Genomic DNA, 22858 nt, shown 5'->3' on the forward strand with positions numbered 1-22858 from the left:
CTCCATCAGGTAATGATGCACACTGAAAGCGACAAATAAAGGAGCGATCGGAGAGGAGAAAGCAGGAGTCTCCAGCGATAGCCTCCGAACGTAACCCATGCATTGACGGGATAGGAAGAATGTCTGCATCCGTGCTGATGCCCAAGGCCCATGCGGTCCCGGCGGCGATGGCAGCCAGTTGCCACGATATCGACATCTGGCTGACCTACTACAACGAGATGATCGACGATCGGCAGCTTCCCGAGCTTCGTTCGCTGCTGAGCGACGAGGAAGCGGCGCGGGAAGGCCGCTTCTATTTCGCCGACGACAGAAAGCGTTATCTCGTCACCCGCGCGATGGTGCGCATGCTGCTTTCGCGCTATGCGCCGATCGCACCGGAACGCTGGATCTTCTCGAAGAACGCCCATGGACGCCCGGCGATCGCGGACACGATCAAGGCTGCCGAAACCGAAGCGCGCGACCTGTTCTTCAACATTTCGCATACGCGCGGGCTGATCGCCCTCGCGGTGACCCGTGGCCGCGAGGTGGGGATCGATGTCGAGAACATCGCCACGCGATCGGTCTCCCTCGACGTCGCGAACCGTTTCTTCTCCCCGACCGAAGTCGCGGAACTCTCGCACGTCGCCCCGGATCGCCAGCAGGACCGATTCTTCGAATACTGGACCTTCAAGGAGTCCTACATCAAGGCGCGCGGCATGGGCCTGTCGCTGCCCCTGAACGGTTTCAGCTTCGAATTCCCGCAACGCAATGCCGTGCGTATCCGCATCGACCCGACCCTGGAAGATCGGGATGAGCGCTGGAGCTTCTGGCAGTACAGGCCGTCCGCGGACTATCTTATGGCGCTCTGCGCAGAACGCCGTGGCGACCGACCGCCATCGGTCAACCTGCGGACCTGCGTCCCGCTCGGCGCAGCATGGGACGTGACGACACCACCGCTGAGGCATTCCCACGTCGTTTGAGGGCGTCTCGACCTGAGACGCAACCGGTCGCCCGGTGCTGGTCAGCCTCGAGCGGTCACCGCTCTACCGGGTCACCGCGCGACAGCCCAGACGCGTCATCGAGGACGATTGCCCCGCTCGTGAGCAAGCAATCGCGGGGCTGCCGAGCCGGGTTGCGATGAATGCCTGCAGACCATGTCTGCCAAGTCGAGCCATCGATCCCGATCGAACATCGAAAGCATCTCCTGGAGCCGACAGGACCGAGTCCAGACCGCCAAGCGTAACGGCCATGCCCGGACACATGCAGAGAAACGCGCGGGCAGGCTCCGCCCTCTGCAGTGCATGCCTCGCATGCACGGCCGGATGTCGAAGGAATTGGCCACCCGCAGGACGGGTCGCGGATCAGAACGGGGACCGGATCTTGAACAACACCTGCTTCTGGTCACGCATGGCCCACCAAAGAACCAATACGGGAATTTGCCGACGAAGCGGCCAGAGTCAGGCTCATTCTGATGTTATCGTTGACAATCAACACCGTCAATAAGCATGTCGGCATGAGGCCGGAAATGAAAATCCTGCAGCGACATCGACGGTGAGAGGTCTGTCGATCCGAAACGTGTGGATTCAGCAGTTCAGCGGGGAATGACAACGCTGGACTCGATTGATCACCCGCACTAGGACTGGTCTCGATCCTGCGCCCGAGCTGGATCAGCAGCACGGAATCGCGATGGGGTTGCCCTGTTCCTCAGCCACACGCCGCGTGGCACGAAGCCATCCGTCACGCGCGTGAAGGAATCGTGGCGCGGACCGCTGACCAGTGACCTGGTGAAGTCCGATCCCGAAATCAGGGAACCGCCGATGCGGCTACCGTGCGAGAAATGGATGCGGATGCCTCCCGCATCAGCACACGACGACGGCATCGCGGTCGACTTCCACCCGCACGCTGCTGCCGACGGCGTCGACGTTGATCACCACGAGCTCGCGCTGCTTCAGCCGCACCAAGTCTCCTTCCATGCCGGCGAGCGGGCCGGACACGATCTTCACCCGCGTTCCGGCCAGCAGTTCGGGGCGCGCCTCGTAATCGTGGCCGCTGTCCACCAGGCGCTTGACGGCGTCCATGTCGCGTTCCGGCAGCACCGCGGCGCGCCCGGCCGACAACACCAGGCCGCAGGAGCCGGGCACGTAGCGCATGCCTTCGTACTGTTCCGGGCGGGGTCTGACGAACACGTAGCCCGGGAAGAGCGGCATTTCCACCACCGAGCGGCGGCTGGAAAGCGAGCGTTGGACGCGGCGCCTCGGGAGATAGGTCTCGACCTGCTTCTGCTGCAGGGCGGCTTCGACCTTGTTTTCGTGCCGACTTCTCGTTCGGAGCACCAGCCACGGATCCGCCGGGTACACGCTGTGCACAAGTCCCTTCATGCCCACCATCGTCCACTGCAATGTTTTGTCGAAAAACACCAGACTTCGGTTCTTGCCATTCGACGACAAGGCTGAACCGAAGCTTGCTGTCAGCATAATCCGATCCTATCAGGATTGAGTTGCTGCAGCGCAACACCCCCGCCCCATCCCGCCGCTTTTGCCATCGGAGCCGGGCCGTGGCAGAATGCGCGGCTTCGTCGGGCGTTCGCCCGACTTTCACGGCAGCGCAGGGCGCATGGCGAAAGACGACGTCATCGAATTCGAAGGGACCGTTTCCGAAACGCTCCCGAACACCATGTTCCGGGTCAAGCTCGAGAACGGCCACGAGATCATCGCCCACATCTCCGGGCGGATGCGCAAGAACTACATCCGCATCCTGACGGGAGACAAGGTCAAGGTCGAAATGACCCCGTATGACCTGACCAAGGGCCGGATCACCTATCGCATGAAGTGATCCACGCAAGACATTGAATGACAAAGGCGGCCGTGGGCCGCCTTTGTTGTTTCCGGCGATGCCGCCGGCGTGAGGGTGATGGCGGGCGCCGCAGCCCTGGGGCCGCGGCGCCCTGCCCGGCTCAGTCGACCGTGGCCGGCAACAGCTTCTCGGGCTCGGCCTGGGATTCGACCACCAGCTCGTCGTCGCGGACGTCGATGTTGACCCGGCCGCCGCCCACCAGACGACCGAACAGCAGCTCGTCCGCCAGCGGACGCTTGATGCGGTCCTGGATCACCCGCGCCATCGGGCGAGCGCCCATCAGCGGGTCGAAGCCGTGCTCCGCCAGCCAGTCGCGGGCCGCCGGGGTGGCCGACAGCGACACGTTCTTCTCGTGCAGCAGGGCTTCCAGCTCGATCAGGAACTTGTCGACCACGCGCAGGATGTGGTCGAAGCCCAGCGCCTGGAACTGCACCACCGCGTCGAGGCGGTTGCGGAATTCCGGGCTGAAGCTGCGACGGATGACTTCCATCGCGTCGGTGCTGTGGTCCTGCTTGGTGAAGCCGATCGACCGGCGCGCGGCCTGCACGGCCCCGGCATTCGTGGTCATCACCACGATCACGTTGCGGAAGTTCGCCTCGCGCCCGTTGGTGTCGGTGAGGATGCCGCGATCCATCACCTGCAGCAGGATGTTGAAGATGTCCGGATGGGCCTTCTCCACCTCGTCCAGCAGCAGCACGCAATGCGGCGTCTTGACGATCTTCTCGGTCAGCAGGCCGCCCTGGTCGAAACCGACGTAACCCGGGGGCGCGCCGATCAGGCGGCTGACCGAGTGCGGCTCCATGTATTCGCTCATGTCGAAGCGCACCAGCTCGATGCCGAGCTGCAGCGCCAACTGGCGCGTGACCTCGGTCTTGCCCACGCCGGTGGGACCGGCGAACAGGAAGCTGCCGATCGGCTTGTCCGGGTTGGCCAGCCCCGAGCGCGCGAGCTTGATCGCGGCGGTCAGGGTCTCGATTGCAGGATCCTGGCCGAAGATCACCATCTTCAGGTTGCGCTCGAGGTGCTGCAGCACATCCTTGTCGGACGCACTGACCTGCTTGGGCGGGATCCGCGCCATCTTGGCGATGATCAGTTCGACTTCCTCGACGTCGATCCGCTGCTTGCGGTTCTCCGGGGCGAGGAGTTGCTGGCGCGCGCCGGCCTCGTCGATGACGTCGATGGCCTTGTCGGGCAGCAGGCGATCGTTGAGGTGCTTCACCGACAGGTCGACCGCCGCCTGGATGGCATCGTCGGCATAGGTGACGTTGTGGTGCGCCTCGTACTTCGGCCGCAGGCCGCGGAGGATCTCGACGGTCTCGCCGATGGTCGGCTCGACCACGTCGATCTTCTGGAAGCGCCGAGCCAGCGCGCGATCCTTCTCGAAGATGCCGCGGTATTCCTGGAAGGTCGTGGAACCGATGCAGCGCAGCTCGCCCGACGCCAGCGCCGGCTTGATCAGGTTGCTGGCATCCATCGTGCCGCCGCTGGCGGAGCCGGCGCCGATGATGGTGTGGATCTCGTCGATGAACAGCACCGCCTGCGGGATCTTCTTCAGCGCGGCCAGCACGGCCTTCAGGCGCTTCTCGAAGTCGCCGCGGTACTTGGTGCCGGCGACCAGCGCACCGAGGTCGAGCGAGAAGATGGTCGCGGCGGCCAGCACGTCGGGCACCTCGCCGTCGACGATGCGGCGCGCCAGGCCCTCGGCGAGCGCGGTCTTGCCCACGCCGGCCTCGCCGACGTACAGCGGATTGTTCTTGCGCCGGCGGCACAGCACCTGGATGGTGCGCTCGATTTCCTCGGCGCGGCCGACCAGCGGGTCGATCCGGCCTTCGCGGGCCATCTGGTTGAGGTTGGTGGCGAATTCGCCCAGCGGGTCGTTGCGGTTCTCGCCGCCCTCGCCCGCCTCGCCGCCCTGCTCGCCGGCGTCCTGGCCCTGCGGCGACGGCGTGTCGCCGGCCTTGGTGATGCCGTGGGACAGGAAATTCACCACGTCCAGCCGGGTCACGCCCTGCTGGTTGAGGTAATAGACGGCGTAGGAGTCCTTCTCGCCGAAGATCGCGACCAGCACGTTGGCGCCCGCGACTTCGCTCTTGCCGGAGGACTGGACGTGGTAGACGGCGCGCTGCAGCACGCGCTGGAAGCCCAGCGTGGCCTGCGTGTCACGGCCGTCGCCTTCGGGCAGCAGCGCGACCGACGTGGAGATGGCCTGTTCGAGATCCGTGCGCAGGCGCTGGAAATCGACGCTGCAGGCCTTCAGCACGGTTTCGGCGGATGGGTTGTCGAGCAGCGCCAGCAGCAGGTGCTCGACGGTCATGTATTCGTGACGCGCTTCGCGGGCGTGCTTGTAGCACTGGCCGATCGCGTATTCGAGGTCTTTGCTGAACATGGTCGTTGCCATCCTCCGAGAGGTTCTGCCGTTCGAGTCCAAGTCTGCCGCGCCGGGGCAATCGGCGAGGTCATTCCCGGACCCGGGATTCAGGATGGGTCGCCCCATCCCGACGCGGAATACCGAAGATCTGAACACTGCGTCATGCCGGAGGCCGGCTTGAAACGACGCGCCCGTCCATGTCACATGACAATGTACCTGCCACGTGTCCGGACGCAAGAGTGCATGCAAATTCCGCGCCATCGGCGCGGGCTTCGGATTCCGTCCGCCGGAGTTGGGGATCGGGTCAGGCCTTTTCCATGGTGCACAGCAGCGGATGCTGGTTCATCCGTGCGTATTCGTTCACCTGGGCGACCTTGGATTCGGCGATCTCGCGGCTGAAGACGCCGCAGACGCCGCGGCCGCGGGTGTGCACGTGGAGCATGATCTGGGTGGCTTTCTCCAGCGGCATGCCGAAGAAGCGCATCAGGACCTCGACCACGAAGTCCATGGGCGTGTAGTCGTCGTTGAGCAGCAGGACGGAGTACAGCGGCGGGCGCGCCACTTCGGGCTTGCTCGGGGCGAGGGCGACGCCGTGGTCGTGTTCGGGGGAGGAGGCCATGCGCAAATTATACGGGGCCGCGACGCCCGAAGCCCGCACCCCGGCGTTCCGGGGTGCGGACCGGCAGCCTCAGTTCCAGGTTCCGTTGACCTGCAGGCAGCCGAGCGTGCCGACGGTGGTGCAGACGTGACGCACCTTGACCGGGGTTTCGCCGTTCCAGCAGATCGCCTTGAGCGACATGACCCGGTCGGCGCCGTTGGGGAAGACGTGGGTCGTCACGGGACTGCCGGTGAAGGCGGTCGTGCCGTCGTCGAAGTCCCAGAAGTACTTCCAGACGAACGAACCGGGACAGGCCGTCGGTGCGGAGGCGGGCCGGTTGGCATCGAAGGTGCATGAGAACTGGGTGAAACCCGCGTTCCAGTTGCACAGGCCCTGGAAGTTCGCGGTCGCGGCCGCGTGGGCAGCGGGCGCAGCCGCCAGGGCGAGCGCCAGCCCGGCGGCAGCGAGGGTCGAGGAAAAGCCGTTGCGTGTCATGGCATCACTCCTTCGAAGATCCCGAGGTGATCGGGCGCGTCCCGGCGGGACGCGTCGCGGGCGGATCGCCCGACCTCGACCCTGCGACCGCCGGAACGGAAAGGACAGGTCAGCCGGCGTCCCGACAAGCACGGCAAGCGCAGCCGACGGCTTCCGCATGGCCCCGACCCCCGCATCTGCGGGAGGCCGGAAGGCCATCCGACCGTGGACGTCGATCCGGACGAAGCGCGACAATGTGTGACAGCGGCGGCCATTCCGGCCGCACCACCAAGGGGAATCGCCCATGTCGTTCTTCCGCTCCTCGGCCATCGCCTCCGCGCTGCTGGTCGGTGCCTTCTTCCTGGCGCCCGTCGCCCATGCCGAAGACGCCTCCGTCAAGTCCCGTCTGGACGCCCGCGGCGTCAAGTACGAAGTCGACGCGGACGGCGACTTCAAGGTCACCTACAACTACTCGAAGGAAAAGCGCACCCAGCTGGTGTTCGTCAGCGGCAGCACCGAAAGCGTCGCCGGCTACACCATCCGCGAAATCTTCGCGCCGGCCGCGCGCGTCGAGAAGGACGGCATCAACGGCGCCAAGGCGCTGGAGCTGCTGGCGGAAAGCCGCAAGAACAAGCTGGGGAGCTGGGAGATCGGCGGCGATGTGCTCTATTTCGTGATCAAGCTGCCCGACACCATCAGCGGCGAGCAGCTCGAGAACGCGATGGACATCGCGGCCGAGACGGCCGACGACATGGAAATCAAGTTCAGCGGCGATCGCGACGACCTCTGAACTCTTCGTTCCGATGAAGGACAACAGCGCGGGCCGCTTCTGGCAGCCGGACGTGACCGTGGCCACCGTGGTGGTGGCCGATGGCCGTCTGCTGTGCGTCGAGGAACGCGCCAACGGCCGGCTGGTGCTGAACCAGCCGGCCGGACATCTGGAACCCGACGAAAGCCTTCAGGACGCGGCCCTGCGCGAGACCCGCGAGGAAACCGGCTGGGACGTGCACCTGACCGGTTTCGTCGGTGCCTATCAATGGAAGGCCCCGGAAACCGGGCGCCACTACCTGCGCTTCGCCTTCGCCGCGGAGCCCGTCCACCACGATCCCGAACGACCGCTCGACGACGGCATCGTCCGCGCGGTGTGGATGACGCCGCAGGAACTGCTCGACGCCCGCGATCGCCACCGCAGCCCGCTGGTCTGGCAGGTGGTGAGCGACTACCTGGCCGGCCAGCGCTTCCCGCTGTCGCTGCTGCGGCAATCGGTCTGAGCCGGCGCATGGCCGCCGCGCGCGTCATCGTCGGCATGTCCGGCGGGGTCGACTCCTCGGTCGCCGCGCTGCGCCTGCGCGACGCCGGCGAATCCATCGCCGGCCTGTTCATGACCAACTGGGCCGACGATGGCAGCGGCGAGTGCCGCGCCGAGGACGACCGCCGCGACGCGGTCGCGGTCTGCGGCCGACTGGGCATCCCGATCCACTTCCGCGATTTCTCGAAGGAATACTGGGCCGGCGTGTTCGAACACTTCCTGGCCGAATACGCCGCCGGGCGCACGCCAAACCCCGACGTGCTGTGCAACCGCGAGATCAAGTTCAAGCATTTCCTCGACGCCGCCCACGACCTCGGCGCCGACGCCATCGCGACCGGGCACTACGCCCGCGTCCGCGAACGCGACGGCCACTGGCAACTGCTGCGCGCCGCCGACCGCGGCAAGGACCAGAGCTACTTCCTGCACCAGCTCGGCCAGACGCAGCTGGCAGCCACCCGCTTCCCGCTGGGCGAGCTGATCAAGACCGACGTGCGCCGCATGGCCGCCGAGGCCGGCCTGCCGACCGCGGCGAAAAAGGATTCCACCGGCATCTGCTTCATCGGCGAGCGCGACTTCCGCAGCTTCCTGTCGCAGTACCTGCCCGCCAGGCCCGGCCCGATGGTCACCCCGGACGGCCGCCACATCGGCGAGCACCCGGGCGTCTTCTATTTCACGCTCGGCCAGCGCGAAGGGCTGCACATCGGCGGCGTGAAGGGCTTCGCCGCCGCGCCGTGGTTCGTGGTCGGCAAGCGCGTGGCCGACAACACGCTGATCGTCGACCAGGGCGCGGATTCGCCGTTCCTGTGCTCGCACCGGCTGTGGACCGAAGCCGCGCACTGGATCGCCGGTGCCCCGCCCGCGCGCGCGTTCGCCTGCACCGCGCAGACGCGCTATCGCCAGCGCGACGAGGCCTGCACGGTCGAGGTCCGCGACGACGGCACGCTCGCCGTCGCCTTCGCCGACGCGCAGCGCGCGGTCACGCCCGGGCAGTCGCTGGTGCTGTACGACGGCGAGGTCTGCCTCGGCGGCGCGGTGATCGCGGCCACCGATGCACCGCTGGAACACGCCGCCCGAGCAGGTGGCGACGACCGCGGCGTGGCATGCGGCGCCTGACCTGCCGGCGCATCCCGGCTATCCTGTCGCCATGACGACGACGGACCTGCGTTCCCGCGTGCTGGCGCTCGCCGGCCTGCTCCATGCCCTGAAACTGGTGCGCCAGATCGCCGACACCGGCCATGCCGATGCCGCCGCCGAGCGCATCGCGCTGGACAGCGTGTACCGGATCGACGCCGACAGCGTCGACGCGGTCTACGGCAGCGCCGGTCTGCTGCGCAACGGCCTGCAACTGCTGCACGCACACCTCGCCGAGCGCGGCGCCGACGAGGCCCTGCCCCGGCTGGGCATGGCCGTGCTGCGGATCGAGCGCGGCTTCGTCGCCGACGACGCGATGACGCGGCAGGTCCTCGACGGCATCCGCGCCGCCGAGGCGATCGCCGAACGCCAGGGCAGCCTGCATCCGGACGCGATCACCCGCCTGGGCAAGCTGTACGCGGACACCATCAGCCAGCTGCAACCGAAGGTCGTCGTGCACGGCAACCCGCACTACCTCCAGCAGCCGGAGGTCGTCGCCGAAATCCGCGCCCTGCTCCTCGCCGCGCTGCGCTCGGCGGTGCTGTGGCGCCAGACCGGCGGCACGATGTGGGACTTCGTGCTGCGCCGGCGCGCGATGGTGCGGGTGATCGAAGCCGAACTCGGCTGAGGGCCGGGCACGACGCGCGGCGTCCGGCAGCGGCGGGTTGCACGATGCCCGGCATCGCCCGGCCTGCGACGATGCCGTGGCATGCTCCGGCCGTCGCCACCGGGACAACTCCCGAGCGGGCGACGTCCCTTCCGCGAAAAGGATTCGCACATGAACGCACGCAACGTCTTCCGCCGCCTGCGCATCGCCGGCGCCATCGCCACGCTCGCCCTCGCCGCCTCGGTCGCCCAGGCCGGGCCCTACGAGTCGGTGTCCGTCACCAGTCACTACGACGCCAACGGCTCGCTCGTCGGCGTCGAGGCCTACGGCAGCTGCGGCTTCCCGCTGTACGGCACCACGGGCGTCACCAGCAGCACCGTCGTCATCAGCTGCGCCGACATCGACCAGGTGCCACTGCCGTTCTGACCACCGCCTCCGGAAACGACGAAGCCCGGTCAATGCCGGGCTTCGTCGTTTCATGCTTTCGGTAGAGCGGCTTGACCAGCCATTCGGCTGTTGAACACCAGGCCGCTGCATTTCACGCTGCGTCGGAGAGCAGCGGCCTGAAGGCCGCTCTACCAGAGGAGCATCAGGCGGCGACGGTGTCCGCGACCTGCTTGTAGTCCTCGATGCGATCGAAGTTCATGTAGCGGTAGATCTCGGCGCCCTTCTCGTTGATCACGCCGACGTCGGCCATGTACTCGGCCTTGGTCGGGATGCGGCCGAGGCGCGAGCAGATCGCCGCCAACTCGGCCGAACCGAGATAGACGTTCGAGTTGCGGCCGAGGCGGTTCGGGAAGTTGCGGGTCGAGGTCGAGAACACCGTCGCGCCCTCGCGCACCTGCGCCTGGTTGCCCATGCACAGCGAGCAGCCCGGCATTTCCATGCGCGCGCCGGCGGTGCCGAACGTGCCGTAATGGCCTTCCTTCGTCAGTTCGGACGCGTCCATCTTGGTCGGCGGCGCGACCCACAGGCGCGTCGGGATGTCGCGCTTGCCTTCCAGCAGCTTCGCGGCGGCGCGGAAGTGGCCGATGTTGGTCATGCACGAACCGATGAACACTTCGTCGATGGTCGCGCCGGCGACTTCCGACAGCGTCTTCACGTCGTCCGGGTCGTTCGGGCAGGCGACGATGGGCTCGTGCACGTCGGCGAGGTCGATCTCGATGACCGCGGCGTACTCGGCGTCGGCATCGGGTTCGAGCAGCTGCGGATCGGCCAGCCACGCTTCCATCTTGGCGATGCGGCGGGCGAGCGAGCGCGCGTCGGCGTAGCCCTCGGCGATCATCCACTTCAGCAGCGTGATGTTGCTGGTGAGGTACTCGATGATCGGTTCCTTGTTGAGGCGCACGGTGCAGCCGGCGGCGGAGCGCTCAGCCGAGGCATCGGACAGCTCGAATGCCTGTTCGACCTTGAGATCCGGCAGACCTTCGATCTCGAGGATGCGGCCGGAGAAGATGTTCTTCTTGCCCTGCTTGGCGACGGTGAGCAGCCCGGCCTTGATCGCGTACAGCGGGATCGCGTTGACGAGGTCGCGCAGGGTCACGCCGGGCTGCATCTGGCCCTTGAAGCGGACCAGCACCGATTCCGGCATGTCCAGCGGCATGACGCCGGTCGCGGCGGCGAACGCCACGAGGCCCGAGCCCGCCGGGAACGAGATGCCCACCGGGAAGCGGGTGTGCGAGTCGCCGCCGGTGCCGACGGTGTCGGGCAGCAGCATGCGGTTGAGCCAGCTGTGGATCACGCCGTCGCCCGGGCGCAGCGAGATGCCGCCGCGGGTCGAGATGAATTCCGGCAGCGTGTGGTGGGTCTTCACGTCGACCGGCTTCGGGTACGCCGCGGTGTGGCAGAACGACTGCATCACCAGGTCAGCGGAGAAGCCGAGGCAGGCGAGGTCCTTCAGTTCGTCGCGGGTCATCGGGCCGGTGGTGTCCTGCGAACCGACCGAGGTCATCTTCGGCTCGCAGTAGGTGCCCGGACGCACGCCCGTGCCTTCCGGCAGGCCGCAGGCGCGACCGACCATCTTCTGCGCCAGCGAATAGCCCTTGCCGGTGTCGGCGGGCTGCTGCGGCAGGCGGAACAGCGTCGACGGCGCCAGGCCGAGCGCCTCGCGCGCCTTCGCGGTCAGGCCGCGGCCGACGATCAGCGGGATGCGGCCGCCGGCGCGCACTTCGTCGAACAGCACGTCCGACTTCACCTGGAATTCGGCGATGACTTCGCCGTTCTTGAGCGCCTTGCCGTCGTACGGGCGCAGCTCGACCACGTCGCCCATTTCCATCTTCGACACGTCGAGTTCGATCGGCAGCGAGCCGGCGTCCTCCATCGTGTTGTAGAAGATCGGTGCGATCTTCGAGCCCAGCGTCACGCCGCCGAAGCGCTTGTTCGGGATGAACGGGATGTCGTCACCCGTCCACCACAGCACGCTGTTGGTCGCGGACTTGCGGCTGGAACCGGTGCCGACCACGTCGCCGACGTAGGCGACGATGTGGCCCTTCTCCTTCAGCGACAGGATCTGCTGGATCGGGCCGCGCTTGCCGTCTTCCTCCGGCACGAACGCCGCGCCTTCACGCTTGTTCTTCAGCATCGCCAACGCGTGCATCGGGATGTCCGGGCGCGTGGTCGCGTCGGGCGCAGGCGAGAGGTCGTCGGTGTTGGTCTCGCCCGGCACCTTGAACACGGTGACGGTGAGCGAGGCCGGCACTTCCGGACGGCTGGTGAACCATTCGGCATCGGCCCAGCTCTGCAGCACGGACTTCGCGTGGGCGTTGCCGGCCTTGGCCTTTTCCTCGACGTCGTGGAAGGCGTCGAACATCAGCAGCGTGTGCTTGAGCGCGTTCGCGGCGATGCCGCCGACGATGGCGTCGTCCAGCAGTTCGACCAGCGGATGGATGTTGTAGCCGCCGAGCATGGTGCCCAGCAGTTCGGTGGCGCGCTCGCGAGAGATCAGCGCGCAGGTTTCCTTGCCGAAGGCGACGGCGGCGAGGTACGACGCCTTGACCTTCGCGGCGTCATCGACGCCGGCGGGCACGCGGTTGGTGATCAGGTCGACGAGGAACGCTTCTTCGCCGGCCGGCGGCGCCTTCAGCAGCTCGATGACCTCGGCGGTCTGCTGCGCGGTCAGCGGCAGCGGCGGGATGCCGAGGGCGGCGCGTTCGGCGACGTGTTGGCGATAGGCGGCGAGCATGGAAGAACTCCTGGGAGGCGGGGCGAAAGTGTCGGGGCGGGGTCAGGCGATTGGAATCAGGCGACCGGGACGATCAGCTTGAGTCCCTTGAAATAATCGCGGAAGAATCGGTCGTCGCGGGTGATCAGTCCATTGCACTGTAGTAGGGCATGGGCACCGATCAGGAAATCGGGGGTGGTCCGCGGCACCGGGCCGTCGGCGCCGGCGCGCTGGCGGTGGCGACGCTGCATCTCGCCGGCGCGCAGGGCGGACTTGGGTTCGAGCGGACTGAAGCGGATGCTCATTTCCTCCAGCACCGCCAGCGCCTCGGCGCCGTCGCGCAGCGCGCCGCAGATCTCGGCCAGCGCCACGTCGCAGACCACCACCGGCCCGGTGCTCAGGCACTGGCGGAGGCAGGCCTCGGCGGCGTCAGCGTGGGGGCCGTCGGTCAGCAGGTCGATGAGCACGGGCGGGTCGACGGCGATCACGCGGCCGGCGCCTCGTCGTCGGCGTCACCGGCGCTACCGCCGCGCACCGCCTGCATCGCAGCGTCGGTGGAGTCGAAGCCGTCCAGCCGGAAGCGGCCGCGGGCCCGGGACACGGCGTCGTCGACGCTCTTGCGCAGCACGATCCGGCTGCCTTCCAGTTCGACCTTGAGCACCGACCCCTTGGTCAGCCCGAGCGCATCGCGCACGGCCTTGGGGAGGGTGATCTGCCCGCGTTCGGCGACGGTGGCTTCCATCGGCGGCTCCCGCTGAAGTATGCGTTCATCATACATACTTTTCCTTGCATACTCCACTGGCGCCGTGCAACGCGCAATCCCGCCGCCGGTGTCCTGCGGCGGCCACGGCCGGGGCCCATAATCGGGACATCCCCCACTCCGGAGCCCGCCATGCGCGATTCCTTCGGCACCCGTGCGCCACTCGACGTCGATGGCCGCCGGTTCGCCCATTTCAGCCTGCCGCGGCTGGAATCCCGCTTCGGTCGCCTCGACCGCCTGCCCTACTCGCTGCGGATCCTGCTCGAGAACCTGCTGCGCCACGAGGACGGCGTCGCCGTGCTGCCGGCCCACATCGCCGCCGTCGCCACCTGGGACCCGGCGAAGGAGCCGGACACCGAGATCGCCTTCATGCCGGCCCGGGTGGTGCTGCAGGACTTCACCGGCGTGCCCTGCGTGGTCGATCTGGCCGCGATGCGCGACGCGATGCGCGCCCTCGGCGGCGACCCGACCCGGATCAATCCGCTGATCCCGTCCGAACTGGTGATCGACCATTCGATCCAGGTCGATGTCTACGGCAAGCGCGAGGCGCTGGACCTCAACGGCCGCATCGAATTCGACCGCAACCGCGAACGCTACGGCTTCCTGCGCTGGGGCCAGCAGGCGTTCGCCGACTTCAAGGTGGTGCCGCCGAACACCGGCATCGTCCACCAGGTCAACCTCGAACACCTCGCCCGGGTGGTGATGACCCGCGAGGCCGCCCTGCCCGACGGCGGCACCGAGACCGTCGCCTTCCCGGACACCGTGTTCGGCACCGACAGCCACACGACGATGATCAACGGCATCGGCGTGCTGGGCTGGGGCGTGGGCGGGATCGAGGCCGAGGCGGCGATGCTCGGCCAGCCCTCGTCGATGCTGATCCCGCAGGTCGTCGGCTTCCGGCTGACCGGCAAGCTGCCGGAGGGCAGCACCGCCACCGACCTGGTGCTCACCGTCACCCAGATGCTGCGCAAGCACGGCGTGGTCGGCAAGTTCGTCGAGTTCTACGGCGACGGCCTGCAGCACCTGCCGCTGGCCGATCGCGCCACCATCGCCAACATGGCGCCGGAATACGGCGCGACCTGCGGCTTCTTCCCGATCGACGCCGAATCGCTCACCTACCTGCGCCTGTCGGGTCGCGACGAGGCGCAGATCGCACTGGTCGAGGCCTACGCGAAGGCGCAGGGCCTGTGGCATGCGCCGGACAGCCCGCATCCGGAATATTCGTCGACGCTGGCGCTGGATCTCGCCGACGTGCGGCCGTCGCTGGCCGGCCCGAAGCGCCCGCAGGACCGCGTGCTGCTGGAAGACGTGCAGGCCGACTATCGCAGCCACCTCGCCGGTTTCACCGCAGGCCGCAAGCCGAAGGCCACCAACGGCGCCGTCTCGGACTTCGTCGAGGAAGGCGGCGGCCAGCCGCAGGCGGAACAACTGGCCGCAGCGCCGCGGGCGAAGGTCCGCCTGCATGACGTCGACTGCACGCTGGGCGACGGCTCGGTGGTGATCGCCGCGATCACCTCCTGCACCAACACCTCGAATCCCGCGGTGATGCTGGGCGCCGGCCTGCTCGCCCGCAACGCCGTCGCGCGCGGCCTGAAGCCCGCACCGTGGGTGAAGACCTCGCTCGGCCCGGGCTCGCGCGTGGTCACCGATTACCTCGCGAAGGCCGGCGTTCTGGACGACCTGGAAGCGCTGGGCTTCTACGTGGTCGGCTACGGCTGCACCACCTGCATCGGCAACTCCGGCCCGCTGCCGGACGCGGTGTCGAAGGCGATCGCCGAGGGCGAACTGGCGGTGGGGTCGGTGCTGTCGGGCAACCGCAATTTCGAGGGCCGCGTGCATCCCGAGGTGAAGATGAACTACCTCGCCTCGCCGCCGCTGGTGGTGGCGTATGCGCTCGCCGGCACGGTCGACATCGACCTCACCCGCGACCCGCTGGGCACCGGCAGCGACGGTGCGCCGGTGTTCCTGCGCGACCTGTGGCCGAGCGCGAAGGAAGTCGGCGACCTTATCGCCGCCACCGTCGGGCCGGAGATGTTCACGCGCAACTACGCCGACGTCTTCGCCGGCGACGCACGCTGGAACGCGATGGCATCGCCCGAGGGCAATGCCTACGCCTGGGACCCGGCCTCGACCTACATCAAGCACCCGCCCTACTTCGACGGCATGACGCTCGACGTCGGCCGGATCGAGGACATCCACGGCGCGCGCGTGCTGGGCCTGTTCGGCGATTCGATCACCACCGACCACATCTCGCCGGCGGGCAGCATCAAGCCGACCTCGCCCGCCGGACTGCACCTGCAGTCGCGCGGCGTGGCGCCGGCCGATTTCAACAGCTACGGCTCGCGCCGCGGCAACGACGACGTGATGGTGCGCGGCACCTTCGCCAACATCCGCATCCGCAACCTGATGCTCGGCGGCGAGGAAGGCGGCAACACCCTGCACCAGCCGTCGGGCGAGAAACTCGCGATCTACGACGCCGCCATGCGCTACAAGGCCGAGGGCGTGCCGCTGGTGGTGCTGGCCGGCAAGGAATATGGCACCGGCTCCAGCCGCGACTGGGCGGCCAAGGGCACGTTGCTGCTGGGCGTCCGCGCGGTGATCGCGGAGAGTTTCGAGCGCATCCATCGCGCGAACCTGGTCGGCATGGGCGTGCTGCCGCTGCAGTTCGTCGAGGGCGAGAACGCGGCGACGCTGGGACTGGACGGCTCGGAGGTCTTCGACATCGTCGGTCTGGCCGACGGCGAATCGCGGACCGCGAAGGTGCTGGTCCGCCGCCGCGACGGCACCGAGGCCCGCTTCCAGGCCCGCGTGCTGCTGCTGACGCCGAAGGAAGTCGAGTATTTCCGCCACGGCGGCATCCTGCACTACGTGCTGCGACAGCTCGCCACGAAAAAGGGCTGACCCCGCTTCGTCACGGGCGGAAACCCGGCCCTCGCGCGCAGGCGCGAGGGCGCTCGACGGCACGCGAACCCGTGGTTCGCCTGCACGAGGACGGCAGCGGCCGGTCCGGCAATGGAAACGGCTCGCATCGGGGGCCGTACGCCGGCGTCTTGCGGCCATATGGAGGCTATGCTCCAATCCGGACGCACATCCAGAGCCGCCATCAGCGGCCACACGCACACTCCCTGGGAGGGGTCTGAATGAATCTCGAGCGTCCCTGGCTTGCGAGCTATCCGGCTGGCATCCCCGATACGGTGAATGTCGACGAGTACGCCTCGATCGTCGCCGTGCTCCAGTCGTCACTGGAGAAATACCGCGACCGCACCGCGTTCTCGAACATGGGGCGCTCCATCACCTACGCCGAGGTCGACCGCTACAGCAAGCAGTTCGCGGCCTACCTGCTGGGCGAGCTCAAGCTCAAGAAGGGCGATCGCGTCGCGATCATGATGCCCAACTGCCTGCAGTATCCGATCGCGATCTTCGGCGTGCTGCGCGCCGGCCTGACCGTGGTGAACGTCAACCCGATGTACACGCCGCGCGAGCTGAAGCACCAGCTCGTCGATTCCGGCGCCAGCGTCATCGTGGTGCTCGACAACTTCGGCCGCACGGTGCAGGACGTGCTCGCGGAGACGCCGGTGAAGCAGGTGGTCGCCACCGGGCTCGGCGACATGCTGCCGTTCCCCAAGGGCAGCATCGTCAACTTCATGCTGCGCCACGTGAAGAAGATGATCCCCGACTACGACATCCCGTCGGCGATCCGCTTCAAGAACGCGCTCACCCTCGGCCAGATGCACGAACTGCCCGAGGTCCGGATCTCCTCCGACGACATCGCCTTCCTGCAGTACACCGGCGGCACCACCGGCGTCGCCAAGGGCGCGATGCTCACCCATCGCAACCTCGTGGCGAACATGCAGCAGGCCTCGGCCTGGGTCTCCGGCATGACGCAGGAAGGCAGCGAACTGATCGTCACCGCGCTGCCGCTGTACCACATCTTCGCGCTGACCGCGAACTGCCTGGTCTTCATGAAGCTGGGCGCGCGCAACCACCTCATCACCAATCCGCGCGACATGCCCGGGTTCGTGAAGGAACTCGCGAGCATTCCCTTCACCGCCATCACCGGCGTCAACACGCTGTTCAACGGGCTGCTGAACACGCCCGGGTTCGACAAGGTCGACTTCTCGCACCTGCGCCTCACCCTCGGCGGCGGCATGGCCGTGCAGCGGGCGGTCGCGGAACGCTGGAAGCAGGTCACCAAGTGCACGCTGGTCGAGGCCTACGGCCTGACCGAGACCTCGCCCGCCGCCTGCATGAACCCGCTGGACCTGCCCGAATACAACGGCGCCATCGGCCTGCCGATCCCTTCGACCACCGCGTGCCTGAAGGACGAGGAAGGCCACACCCTGCTCGGCATCGGCGAAGTGGGCGAACTCTGCATCAAGGGTCCGCAGGTCATGAAGGGCTACTGGCAGCGCCCGGAAGAAACCGCGAAGGTCATCGACGGCGAAGGCTGGCTGCACACCGGCGACATGGCGAAGATGGATGAAAACGGTTTCTTCTACATCGTCGACCGCAAGAAGGACATGATCCTCGTCTCCGGTTTCAACGTGTACCCGAACGAGGTCGAGGACGTGATCGCGATGATGCCCGGCGTGCTCGAAGTGGCCGCCGTCGGCGTGCCCGACGACAAGTCCGGCGAAGCGGTGAAAGTGGTCATCGTGAAGAAGGATCCTTCGCTGTCCGTCGAACAGGTGAAGGCGCACGCCCGCGAGAATCTGACCGGTTACAAGCAGCCGAAATTCGTCGAATTCCGGACCGAGCTGCCGAAGACGAATGTCGGCAAGATCCTGCGTCGCGAACTGCGCGAAAAATCGGGAAGCAGTTGATTAGCGATGAATTAGCGAAAACCGTCGCACTTTGAGAGAAAGACCGGGAGCAATTTCCCGGTCTTTTTTTTGGACATCGGCACAACTTGAAGTTTCAATCAATTCGGCGCATACAGTCGTCGACGGGAAATCAAGCAGCCGTTTGCCGGAGCCAGCACGCCGCGACGGTCGACGGTACTCGAACACAGGGGGATTCATGACCAGCCAGCAGTCACACTGATCCGGGGGCCGATGCCCGGGCGATGCCGACGCCGGCATCGCTCCACCGCCGGGTCCCGCCGGCATCGGCATGCGGGAACGCGTCCCGCACGGATGGCCCGGCCATCCAGGCTCCACCCGATTCCCGCATCCGGAACTGTCACGGGAATCGAAGCGCAGCGTCGATGGCAGGGAGCATCGCGCAGGCGCTCACGTCCCAGCGCATTCCGCGCGTCGCCCAATCCGCACCAGGAAATCGCCACGCAATGGCCAGGAATCCAGTCGCTATCACGGGACTCGGCGTGTTGTCGCCCATCGGCCTCAGCATTGGCGAGGTCGAGGCGTCGATCGCGTCGACGCGATCCGGCATCGTTCCATTCAAGGCGCCACCGCTGAAGAAGACGTTCCCGGCCGGCGTGGTGCAGGCGCGGTTCGACGATCGCTTCACGCCGCTGGAACTGCCGTTCCTGGACCGCTGCCAGCAGATGGCGATCGTGGCCGCCGACCAGGCCATCGCGCAGTCCGGCCACACCGATTTCGACGCCTACGGCATGCGTGCGGCGGTCCACTACGGCAACGTCAACGGCGGCGTGGCGACTGCGCAAGCCTGGTACCGGCAGATGCTGGTCGATGGCAGGCAGGCGTCCCGTCCCTTCACCGCGATGGCGATCATGGGCAACGCGGGTGCGGCGCAGATCTCGATCCGCCGCATCGTCCGCGGGCCGGTCGTCACCCACGCCAGCGCCTGCAGTTCCTCGGGCGTGGCGATCGCCGAGGCGGCGCGCGCGATCGCCGACGGCCATCTCGACGTCGCCATCGCCGGCGGCGCCGAAGCGCCGCTGACCGCGAGCCTGCTCGGCGTGTTCGACGGCACCCGCTCGCTCGCGAAGCTGGACCCGCATGACCCGTCCCGCTCGTGCAAGCCGTTCTCCTCGCAGCGCAGCGGTCTCGTCGTCGGCGAGGGCGCGGCCTTCCTCGTGCTGGAATCCGAGCGCAACGCGCGGGCGCGCGGCGCGGAGATCCTGGGCTACGTCGCCGGCTGCGCGATCGGCAGCGACGCCTGGCACATCGGCATGCCGGATTCGAACGGCCAGCGCGCGACCCTGCGGCAAGCGCTGGCCTGCGCCGAACTGGCACCCGGCGACATCGGCTACGTCAACGCCCATGCCACCGCGACCACCGGCGGCGACGTGATCGAGTCGGACGCGATCCGCTCGGTGTTCGGCACCGGATCGGGCGCGCCCGCGGTGAGTTCCACCAAGGGCGTGCACGGTCACCTGCTGGGCGCGACCAGCGCGCTCGAGGCCGTGATCACGCTCGCCGCGATCCGCACGTCCACCCTCCCTGCCACCGCGCATCTCGACCAGATCGACCCGAAATGCGCGTTGAACCATATCCCCGGCGAAGCCGCGACGGGCACGAAGATCGCACACGCGCTCTCGTTCTCCTGCGGTTTCGGCGGCACCAACGCAGCCCTGATCCTTTCTTCCGCAGTTTGATCCCCTTTCCATTTGACACCCCGGAGAATCCCATGAACGTCACCTCGCAGCTGATGAACTTCGCTTCCGCCAACACCCACAGCCGCGTCACCGCAGAAGTCCGCCGACAGAAGCGGGACAGCCTGTGGCTGACCCTGCATCGCGACGCGAACCGGGGCGTTCACAACTTCACGCCGGCGCTGCTGGGCGAACTGCGCAGCGTCATCGACGGCCTGCGTCGTACCGACGGCCAGTGGCCGGTCGGCTCGACGACGACCGACATCGGCTACCTCGTCCTGAAATCCTCGGATCCGGAATACTTCAGCGTCGGCGGCGACCTCAAGCATTTCCGCACCTGCATCGCCGAAGGCAACAGCGATGCGTTGCTGGCGTATTCCAACCAGTGCCTGGACCTGCTGTCGGACTGGTCGAACCTGCTCAAGGACCGCATGACCTCGATCGCCCTGGTGCAGGGCCGCGCACTCGGCGGCGGCTTCGAGATGGCGCTGAGCGCCGACTACATCATCGCCGAGGAACACAGCTCGTTCGGCTTCCCTGAAATCATGTTCGGCCTCTTCCCCTGCACCGGCGCGATGGGCCTGCTGACCCGCCGCGTGGGCGCGATCCGCGCCGAGCGGATGATGACCGAGAACAAGATCTACACCGCGCAGCAGTTGCTGGACATGGGACTGATCGACGAGGTCTGCCCCACCGGCACCGGCGAACGCGCGACCGAAGCCTACATCGCGCGCCATACCGCCCGGCAGAAGGCGTTCCTCAAGGTGCAGCAGAGCCGCATCCGCATGTCGCCGTTCGACTATGCCGAAGCCGAGCAGATCGTGAAGGACTGGGTGGAACTGGCGATCGGGCTCACGAAGGAGGAACTGCGCACCCTCGACATGCTGATCCTCATGCAGGAAGGCGGCCGCAAGCCGAAGACGGCGGATCGCATGGCGGCGTGACGCGGCGGTCGAGCCCGGCCACGATCAGCCATCCAGCGCGATGCGGTTCTCGAGGATCGCGTTGAGTGATTTGACGCTCTCGACAGCGAGTTCCTGCGCCTCGCGCAGCCACTGGTGTCGCGTGGCGCGCAATTCCTGCGCGCTCAGGCCCATCAGCCTGCCCGCGGTGGACGCGAGTCGGACGGCGCCCACGCTCAGGCTCACGCCCTTGAGCGAATGCGCCTCGTGGCGGATCGCCTCGATGTCCTCGGCGGCCGCGCTGCGGGTGAGCTGTTCGACCAGTTTGTCGATGTCGGAAATGGCGTCGCCCAGCATCGCCTCGAGGAATTGACGCGACGAATTGATTTCCAGGAGATTCTCGATGGCGTCCATGCTGATGTACTCGACGGGCACGATCTTGAGCTGGCTGCGCACATCGAGGACGGGCTGCGATTCCTTCTGTTTCGGCGTCGCCTGCTCCGCATCGCCGATCGTCAGCGGGTAGTCGGCCGGGTCCGCGACCAGCGCCGACCGCAGCTTGTGGAAGGTGATCGGCTTGTGGATCACCCCGCCCGCGCCGACCGCGAGCAGTTTCCGCTGCGTGGTTTCGGAGGTGTCGGCGGTGATGAAGAACGTGGGCGCGGTCTTCACCTTGCCGAAGCGGTAGATCTGGAAGACCTGCGCGCCGTCCATGTCGGTCATGTTGAAGTCGAGGAAGATGGCGTCGTAGTCGTTCGCCGCCAGGCACTCCAGCGCTTCCACGCCCGAATGCACGGCCTCGACGTCGTGCCCGTCCTTGAGCAGCATCTCCTGCAGCAGGCGCAGGTTGACCGGGTGGTCGTCGGCGATGAGGATCCGGCGCCGCGAGACCGGTTCGGGCAGGTCGCGGGCCGGCTCCGGCACCGCGGCCACCTCGTGCGGCGACTTCTTCAGGCGCAGCTCGAACCAGAAGACGCTGCCCTCGCCCGCCCGGCTGTCGACCTGCAGGTTGCCGCCCATGCGGCGCACGTGCTCGTAGGCGATCGACGTGCCCAGGCCGGTGCCGCCGTACTTGCGCTTGGAGCCGGTCTCGACCTGGTAGAAAGGCTCGAAGATCTTGTCGAGGTGTTCCTGCGGGATGCCGATGCCGGTGTCGGAGACGCGGAAGCTGACCACGTATTCGCCGGAGCGGTCGTGGATCAGCGACACGGTGACGGTGACCCGCCCCTTGTCGGTGAACTTCACCGCGTTGCCGGCCAGGTTCATGAGCACGCTGGTCAGCTCGTGCTCGTAACCGAGGATGGGCGCGACGATGCCGTCGTCGTAGACGATGTCGAGCGCGATCCCCTTGCGCAGCGCGATCGGTTCCAGCGCGATGCGGAGATGGCGCGTCACGGCGTCCAGCCGGAACGTCGTCATCTCGCTCTGGCCGGTCCCGGACTGCATCTTCGACAGATCGAGCAACTGCTTGATCTCGCCGTCCAGCGCCGCGGACAGGTCGAGGATCGCGGTGACGCGTTCGAGGATCGACGGATCGTGGTGTTCCGCCGCGATCAGCTGCGCCGAAGACACGATGCCGGTCAGCGGCGTGCGGAGTTCATGGCTGACGTTGGCCAGCAGTTGCGACTTCGCCTTGCTCTCGCTCTCGGCGTGGTTCCTCGCCGCATGCAGGTTGCGGATCAGGGTCGAGGCGTACAGCGGGACGATCAGCAGCACCACGCTGTGCGACACCGCCGCCATGGTTTCGCCCTGCCAGACCGGCGAATAGAGCGCCACCAGGCCGAAGCCCGCGATCGCGACGGCCTGGCAGATGCGCATCGGCAGGATGCCGATCCGGAAACCGAAGCCCAGGATCGTGAACAGGTAGAAGCTGGTGAAGAGGATCGACGCGCGTCCCATCAGGAACAGCCACGCGGACAGCATGATCGGATCGAAGATCGCGGTGAACAGCACCTGGTCGCGCACCGGCAGCAGGCGCTGGTAGCGCGCCATGTACCACGCGGTGAGGTTGTACAGCGTGTAGATGACCGACAGGCCCGCCACCTCGCGCACGCCGATCACCGGCGACGAGGTGCCCCACATCACGATGGCGGCCACGATCAGTGTCAGGACCGGGAATCCCAGCTTCAACCGCAGCGTCGCCTGGGCGCGAACGCTGTCGGTCAGATGCGGGTTTTGAGAGCGGCTTTCCATCGCGGCG

At 67.2% G+C, this 22858-nt stretch carries 19 protein-coding genes; 11 read left to right on the forward strand and 8 right to left on the reverse strand.

What is annotated here, in order from left to right; all coding sequences use genetic code 11:
- Positions 1-119: 119 nt before the first annotated feature.
- Positions 120-959, forward strand: a complete 840-nt coding sequence (locus ACT53Q_RS00445; RefSeq protein ID WP_476184700.1) for a 4'-phosphopantetheinyl transferase family protein — start codon at positions 120-122, stop codon at positions 957-959.
- Between the two features lie 879 nt (positions 960-1838).
- Here ACT53Q_RS00445 and nusG read toward each other — a convergent pair.
- Positions 1839-2453 (reverse strand): transcription termination/antitermination protein NusG, encoded by a 615-nt coding sequence (gene nusG, locus ACT53Q_RS00450; RefSeq protein WP_476184701.1) that lies wholly within the window; start codon positions 2451-2453, stop codon positions 1839-1841.
- A gap of 139 nt (positions 2454-2592) precedes the next feature.
- Between nusG and infA the strand changes: the two genes are divergently transcribed.
- Positions 2593-2811 carry a translation initiation factor IF-1 gene (gene infA / locus ACT53Q_RS00455; protein ID WP_117202246.1) on the forward strand — a complete coding sequence of 73 codons (219 nt, stop codon included), beginning with the start codon at positions 2593-2595 and terminating at the stop codon, positions 2809-2811.
- Between the two features lie 121 nt (positions 2812-2932).
- Here the strand turns inward: infA and clpA are convergent, their stop codons facing one another.
- The 3 genes from clpA to ACT53Q_RS00470 form a co-directional block, all read right to left on the reverse strand.
- The gene (clpA, locus tag ACT53Q_RS00460) at positions 2933-5218 is read right to left on the reverse strand and encodes an ATP-dependent Clp protease ATP-binding subunit ClpA (protein ID WP_476184702.1); all 2286 of its coding nucleotides are present in this window, start codon (positions 5216-5218) and stop codon (positions 2933-2935) included.
- Positions 5219-5504: 286 nt separating this feature from the next.
- Complete coding sequence (gene clpS, locus ACT53Q_RS00465; RefSeq protein ID WP_476184703.1) at positions 5505-5825, reverse strand: ATP-dependent Clp protease adapter ClpS; 321 nt, start codon at positions 5823-5825, stop codon at positions 5505-5507.
- 63 nt (positions 5826-5888) lie between these two features.
- Positions 5889-6293: a hypothetical protein gene (locus ACT53Q_RS00470; protein WP_476184704.1), complete on the reverse strand. Its 405-nt coding sequence runs from the start codon at positions 6291-6293 to the stop codon at positions 5889-5891.
- Between the two features lie 283 nt (positions 6294-6576).
- On the opposite strand from ACT53Q_RS00470, the gene ACT53Q_RS00475 reads away from it, so the two are divergent.
- The 5 genes from ACT53Q_RS00475 (at position 6577) to ACT53Q_RS00495 (ending at position 9745) form a co-directional block, all read left to right on the forward strand.
- A complete protein-coding gene (locus ACT53Q_RS00475) occupies positions 6577-7062 on the forward strand; it encodes a hypothetical protein (protein ID WP_476184705.1) in 486 nt (161 codons plus the stop codon).
- Positions 7063-7075: 13 nt separating this feature from the next.
- Positions 7076-7543 (forward strand): NUDIX hydrolase, encoded by a 468-nt coding sequence (locus ACT53Q_RS00480; RefSeq protein WP_476184706.1) that lies wholly within the window; start codon positions 7076-7078, stop codon positions 7541-7543.
- An 8-nt stretch (positions 7544-7551) separates the two neighbouring features.
- Positions 7552-8694, forward strand: coding sequence for a tRNA 2-thiouridine(34) synthase MnmA (gene mnmA, locus ACT53Q_RS00485; RefSeq protein WP_476184707.1), 1143 nt, complete (start codon positions 7552-7554; stop codon positions 8692-8694).
- Positions 8695-8725: 31 nt separating this feature from the next.
- Positions 8726-9340 carry a DUF489 family protein gene (locus ACT53Q_RS00490; RefSeq protein WP_476184708.1) on the forward strand — a complete coding sequence of 205 codons (615 nt, stop codon included), beginning with the start codon at positions 8726-8728 and terminating at the stop codon, positions 9338-9340.
- Between the two features lie 150 nt (positions 9341-9490).
- Entirely contained in the window at positions 9491-9745 is a 255-nt protein-coding gene (locus tag ACT53Q_RS00495) for a hypothetical protein (protein WP_476184709.1), read from the forward strand.
- Between the two features lie 163 nt (positions 9746-9908).
- Here the strand turns inward: ACT53Q_RS00495 and acnB are convergent, their stop codons facing one another.
- From acnB to ACT53Q_RS00510, 3 genes are read right to left on the reverse strand one after another with little or no spacing between them, the layout of a single operon-like run.
- Positions 9909-12500 (reverse strand): bifunctional aconitate hydratase 2/2-methylisocitrate dehydratase, encoded by a 2592-nt coding sequence (gene acnB, locus ACT53Q_RS00500; protein WP_476184710.1) that lies wholly within the window; start codon positions 12498-12500, stop codon positions 9909-9911.
- 56 nt (positions 12501-12556) lie between these two features.
- A complete protein-coding gene (locus ACT53Q_RS00505) occupies positions 12557-12967 on the reverse strand; it encodes a type II toxin-antitoxin system VapC family toxin (protein WP_476184711.1) in 411 nt (136 codons plus the stop codon).
- Positions 12964-13221 (reverse strand): AbrB/MazE/SpoVT family DNA-binding domain-containing protein, encoded by a 258-nt coding sequence (locus tag ACT53Q_RS00510; RefSeq protein ID WP_476184712.1) that lies wholly within the window; start codon positions 13219-13221, stop codon positions 12964-12966. Before ACT53Q_RS00510 ends, ACT53Q_RS00505 begins: the two co-directional genes overlap by 4 nt.
- Positions 13222-13371: 150 nt before the next feature.
- Here ACT53Q_RS00510 and acnA point away from each other — a divergent pair, with 150 nt between their 5' ends.
- From acnA to ACT53Q_RS00530, 4 genes are all read left to right on the forward strand, one after another.
- Positions 13372-16140 (forward strand): aconitate hydratase AcnA, encoded by a 2769-nt coding sequence (acnA, locus tag ACT53Q_RS00515; RefSeq protein WP_476184713.1) that lies wholly within the window; start codon positions 13372-13374, stop codon positions 16138-16140.
- A gap of 239 nt (positions 16141-16379) precedes the next feature.
- The gene (locus ACT53Q_RS00520; RefSeq protein ID WP_476184714.1) at positions 16380-18062 is read left to right on the forward strand and encodes a long-chain fatty acid--CoA ligase; all 1683 of its coding nucleotides are present in this window, start codon (positions 16380-16382) and stop codon (positions 18060-18062) included.
- A 464-nt stretch (positions 18063-18526) separates the two neighbouring features.
- The gene (locus ACT53Q_RS00525; protein ID WP_476184715.1) at positions 18527-19759 is read left to right on the forward strand and encodes a beta-ketoacyl-[acyl-carrier-protein] synthase family protein; all 1233 of its coding nucleotides are present in this window, start codon (positions 18527-18529) and stop codon (positions 19757-19759) included.
- 32 nt (positions 19760-19791) lie between these two features.
- Positions 19792-20700, forward strand: coding sequence for a crotonase/enoyl-CoA hydratase family protein (locus ACT53Q_RS00530; protein WP_476184716.1), 909 nt, complete (start codon positions 19792-19794; stop codon positions 20698-20700).
- A 24-nt stretch (positions 20701-20724) separates the two neighbouring features.
- Here the strand turns inward: ACT53Q_RS00530 and ACT53Q_RS00535 are convergent, their stop codons facing one another.
- Positions 20725-22851, reverse strand: coding sequence for an ATP-binding protein (locus tag ACT53Q_RS00535; RefSeq protein ID WP_476184717.1), 2127 nt, complete (start codon positions 22849-22851; stop codon positions 20725-20727).
- Positions 22852-22858: the final 7 nt, after the last annotated feature.

It is taken from the genome of Lysobacter sp. DMC97 (assembly GCF_056313745.1).

Excerpts from the sequence above, each read along its gene's own strand:
- ACT53Q_RS00445 (WP_476184700.1), top strand. The coding sequence starts at position 120 with ATGTCTGCATCCGTGCTGATGCCCAAGGCCCATGCGGTCCCGGCGGCG.
- nusG (WP_476184701.1), bottom strand. The coding sequence starts at position 2,453 with ATGCTGACAGCAAGCTTCGGTTCAGCCTTGTCGTCGAATGGCAAGAAC.
- infA (WP_117202246.1), top strand. The coding sequence starts at position 2,593 with ATGGCGAAAGACGACGTCATCGAATTCGAAGGGACCGTTTCCGAAACG.
- clpA (WP_476184702.1), bottom strand. The coding sequence starts at position 5,218 with ATGTTCAGCAAAGACCTCGAATACGCGATCGGCCAGTGCTACAAGCAC.
- ACT53Q_RS00470 (WP_476184704.1), bottom strand. The coding sequence starts at position 6,293 with ATGACACGCAACGGCTTTTCCTCGACCCTCGCTGCCGCCGGGCTGGCG.
- ACT53Q_RS00475 (WP_476184705.1), top strand. The coding sequence starts at position 6,577 with ATGTCGTTCTTCCGCTCCTCGGCCATCGCCTCCGCGCTGCTGGTCGGT.
- ACT53Q_RS00480 (WP_476184706.1), top strand. The coding sequence starts at position 7,076 with ATGAAGGACAACAGCGCGGGCCGCTTCTGGCAGCCGGACGTGACCGTG.
- mnmA (WP_476184707.1), top strand. The coding sequence starts at position 7,552 with ATGGCCGCCGCGCGCGTCATCGTCGGCATGTCCGGCGGGGTCGACTCC.
- ACT53Q_RS00490 (WP_476184708.1), top strand. The coding sequence starts at position 8,726 with ATGACGACGACGGACCTGCGTTCCCGCGTGCTGGCGCTCGCCGGCCTG.
- ACT53Q_RS00495 (WP_476184709.1), top strand. The coding sequence starts at position 9,491 with ATGAACGCACGCAACGTCTTCCGCCGCCTGCGCATCGCCGGCGCCATC.
- acnB (WP_476184710.1), bottom strand. The coding sequence starts at position 12,500 with ATGCTCGCCGCCTATCGCCAACACGTCGCCGAACGCGCCGCCCTCGGC.
- ACT53Q_RS00510 (WP_476184712.1), bottom strand. The coding sequence starts at position 13,221 with ATGGAAGCCACCGTCGCCGAACGCGGGCAGATCACCCTCCCCAAGGCC.
- acnA (WP_476184713.1), top strand. The coding sequence starts at position 13,372 with ATGCGCGATTCCTTCGGCACCCGTGCGCCACTCGACGTCGATGGCCGC.
- ACT53Q_RS00520 (WP_476184714.1), top strand. The coding sequence starts at position 16,380 with ATGAATCTCGAGCGTCCCTGGCTTGCGAGCTATCCGGCTGGCATCCCC.
- ACT53Q_RS00525 (WP_476184715.1), top strand. The coding sequence starts at position 18,527 with ATGGCCAGGAATCCAGTCGCTATCACGGGACTCGGCGTGTTGTCGCCC.
- ACT53Q_RS00530 (WP_476184716.1), top strand. The coding sequence starts at position 19,792 with ATGAACGTCACCTCGCAGCTGATGAACTTCGCTTCCGCCAACACCCAC.
- ACT53Q_RS00535 (WP_476184717.1), bottom strand. The coding sequence starts at position 22,851 with ATGGAAAGCCGCTCTCAAAACCCGCATCTGACCGACAGCGTTCGCGCC.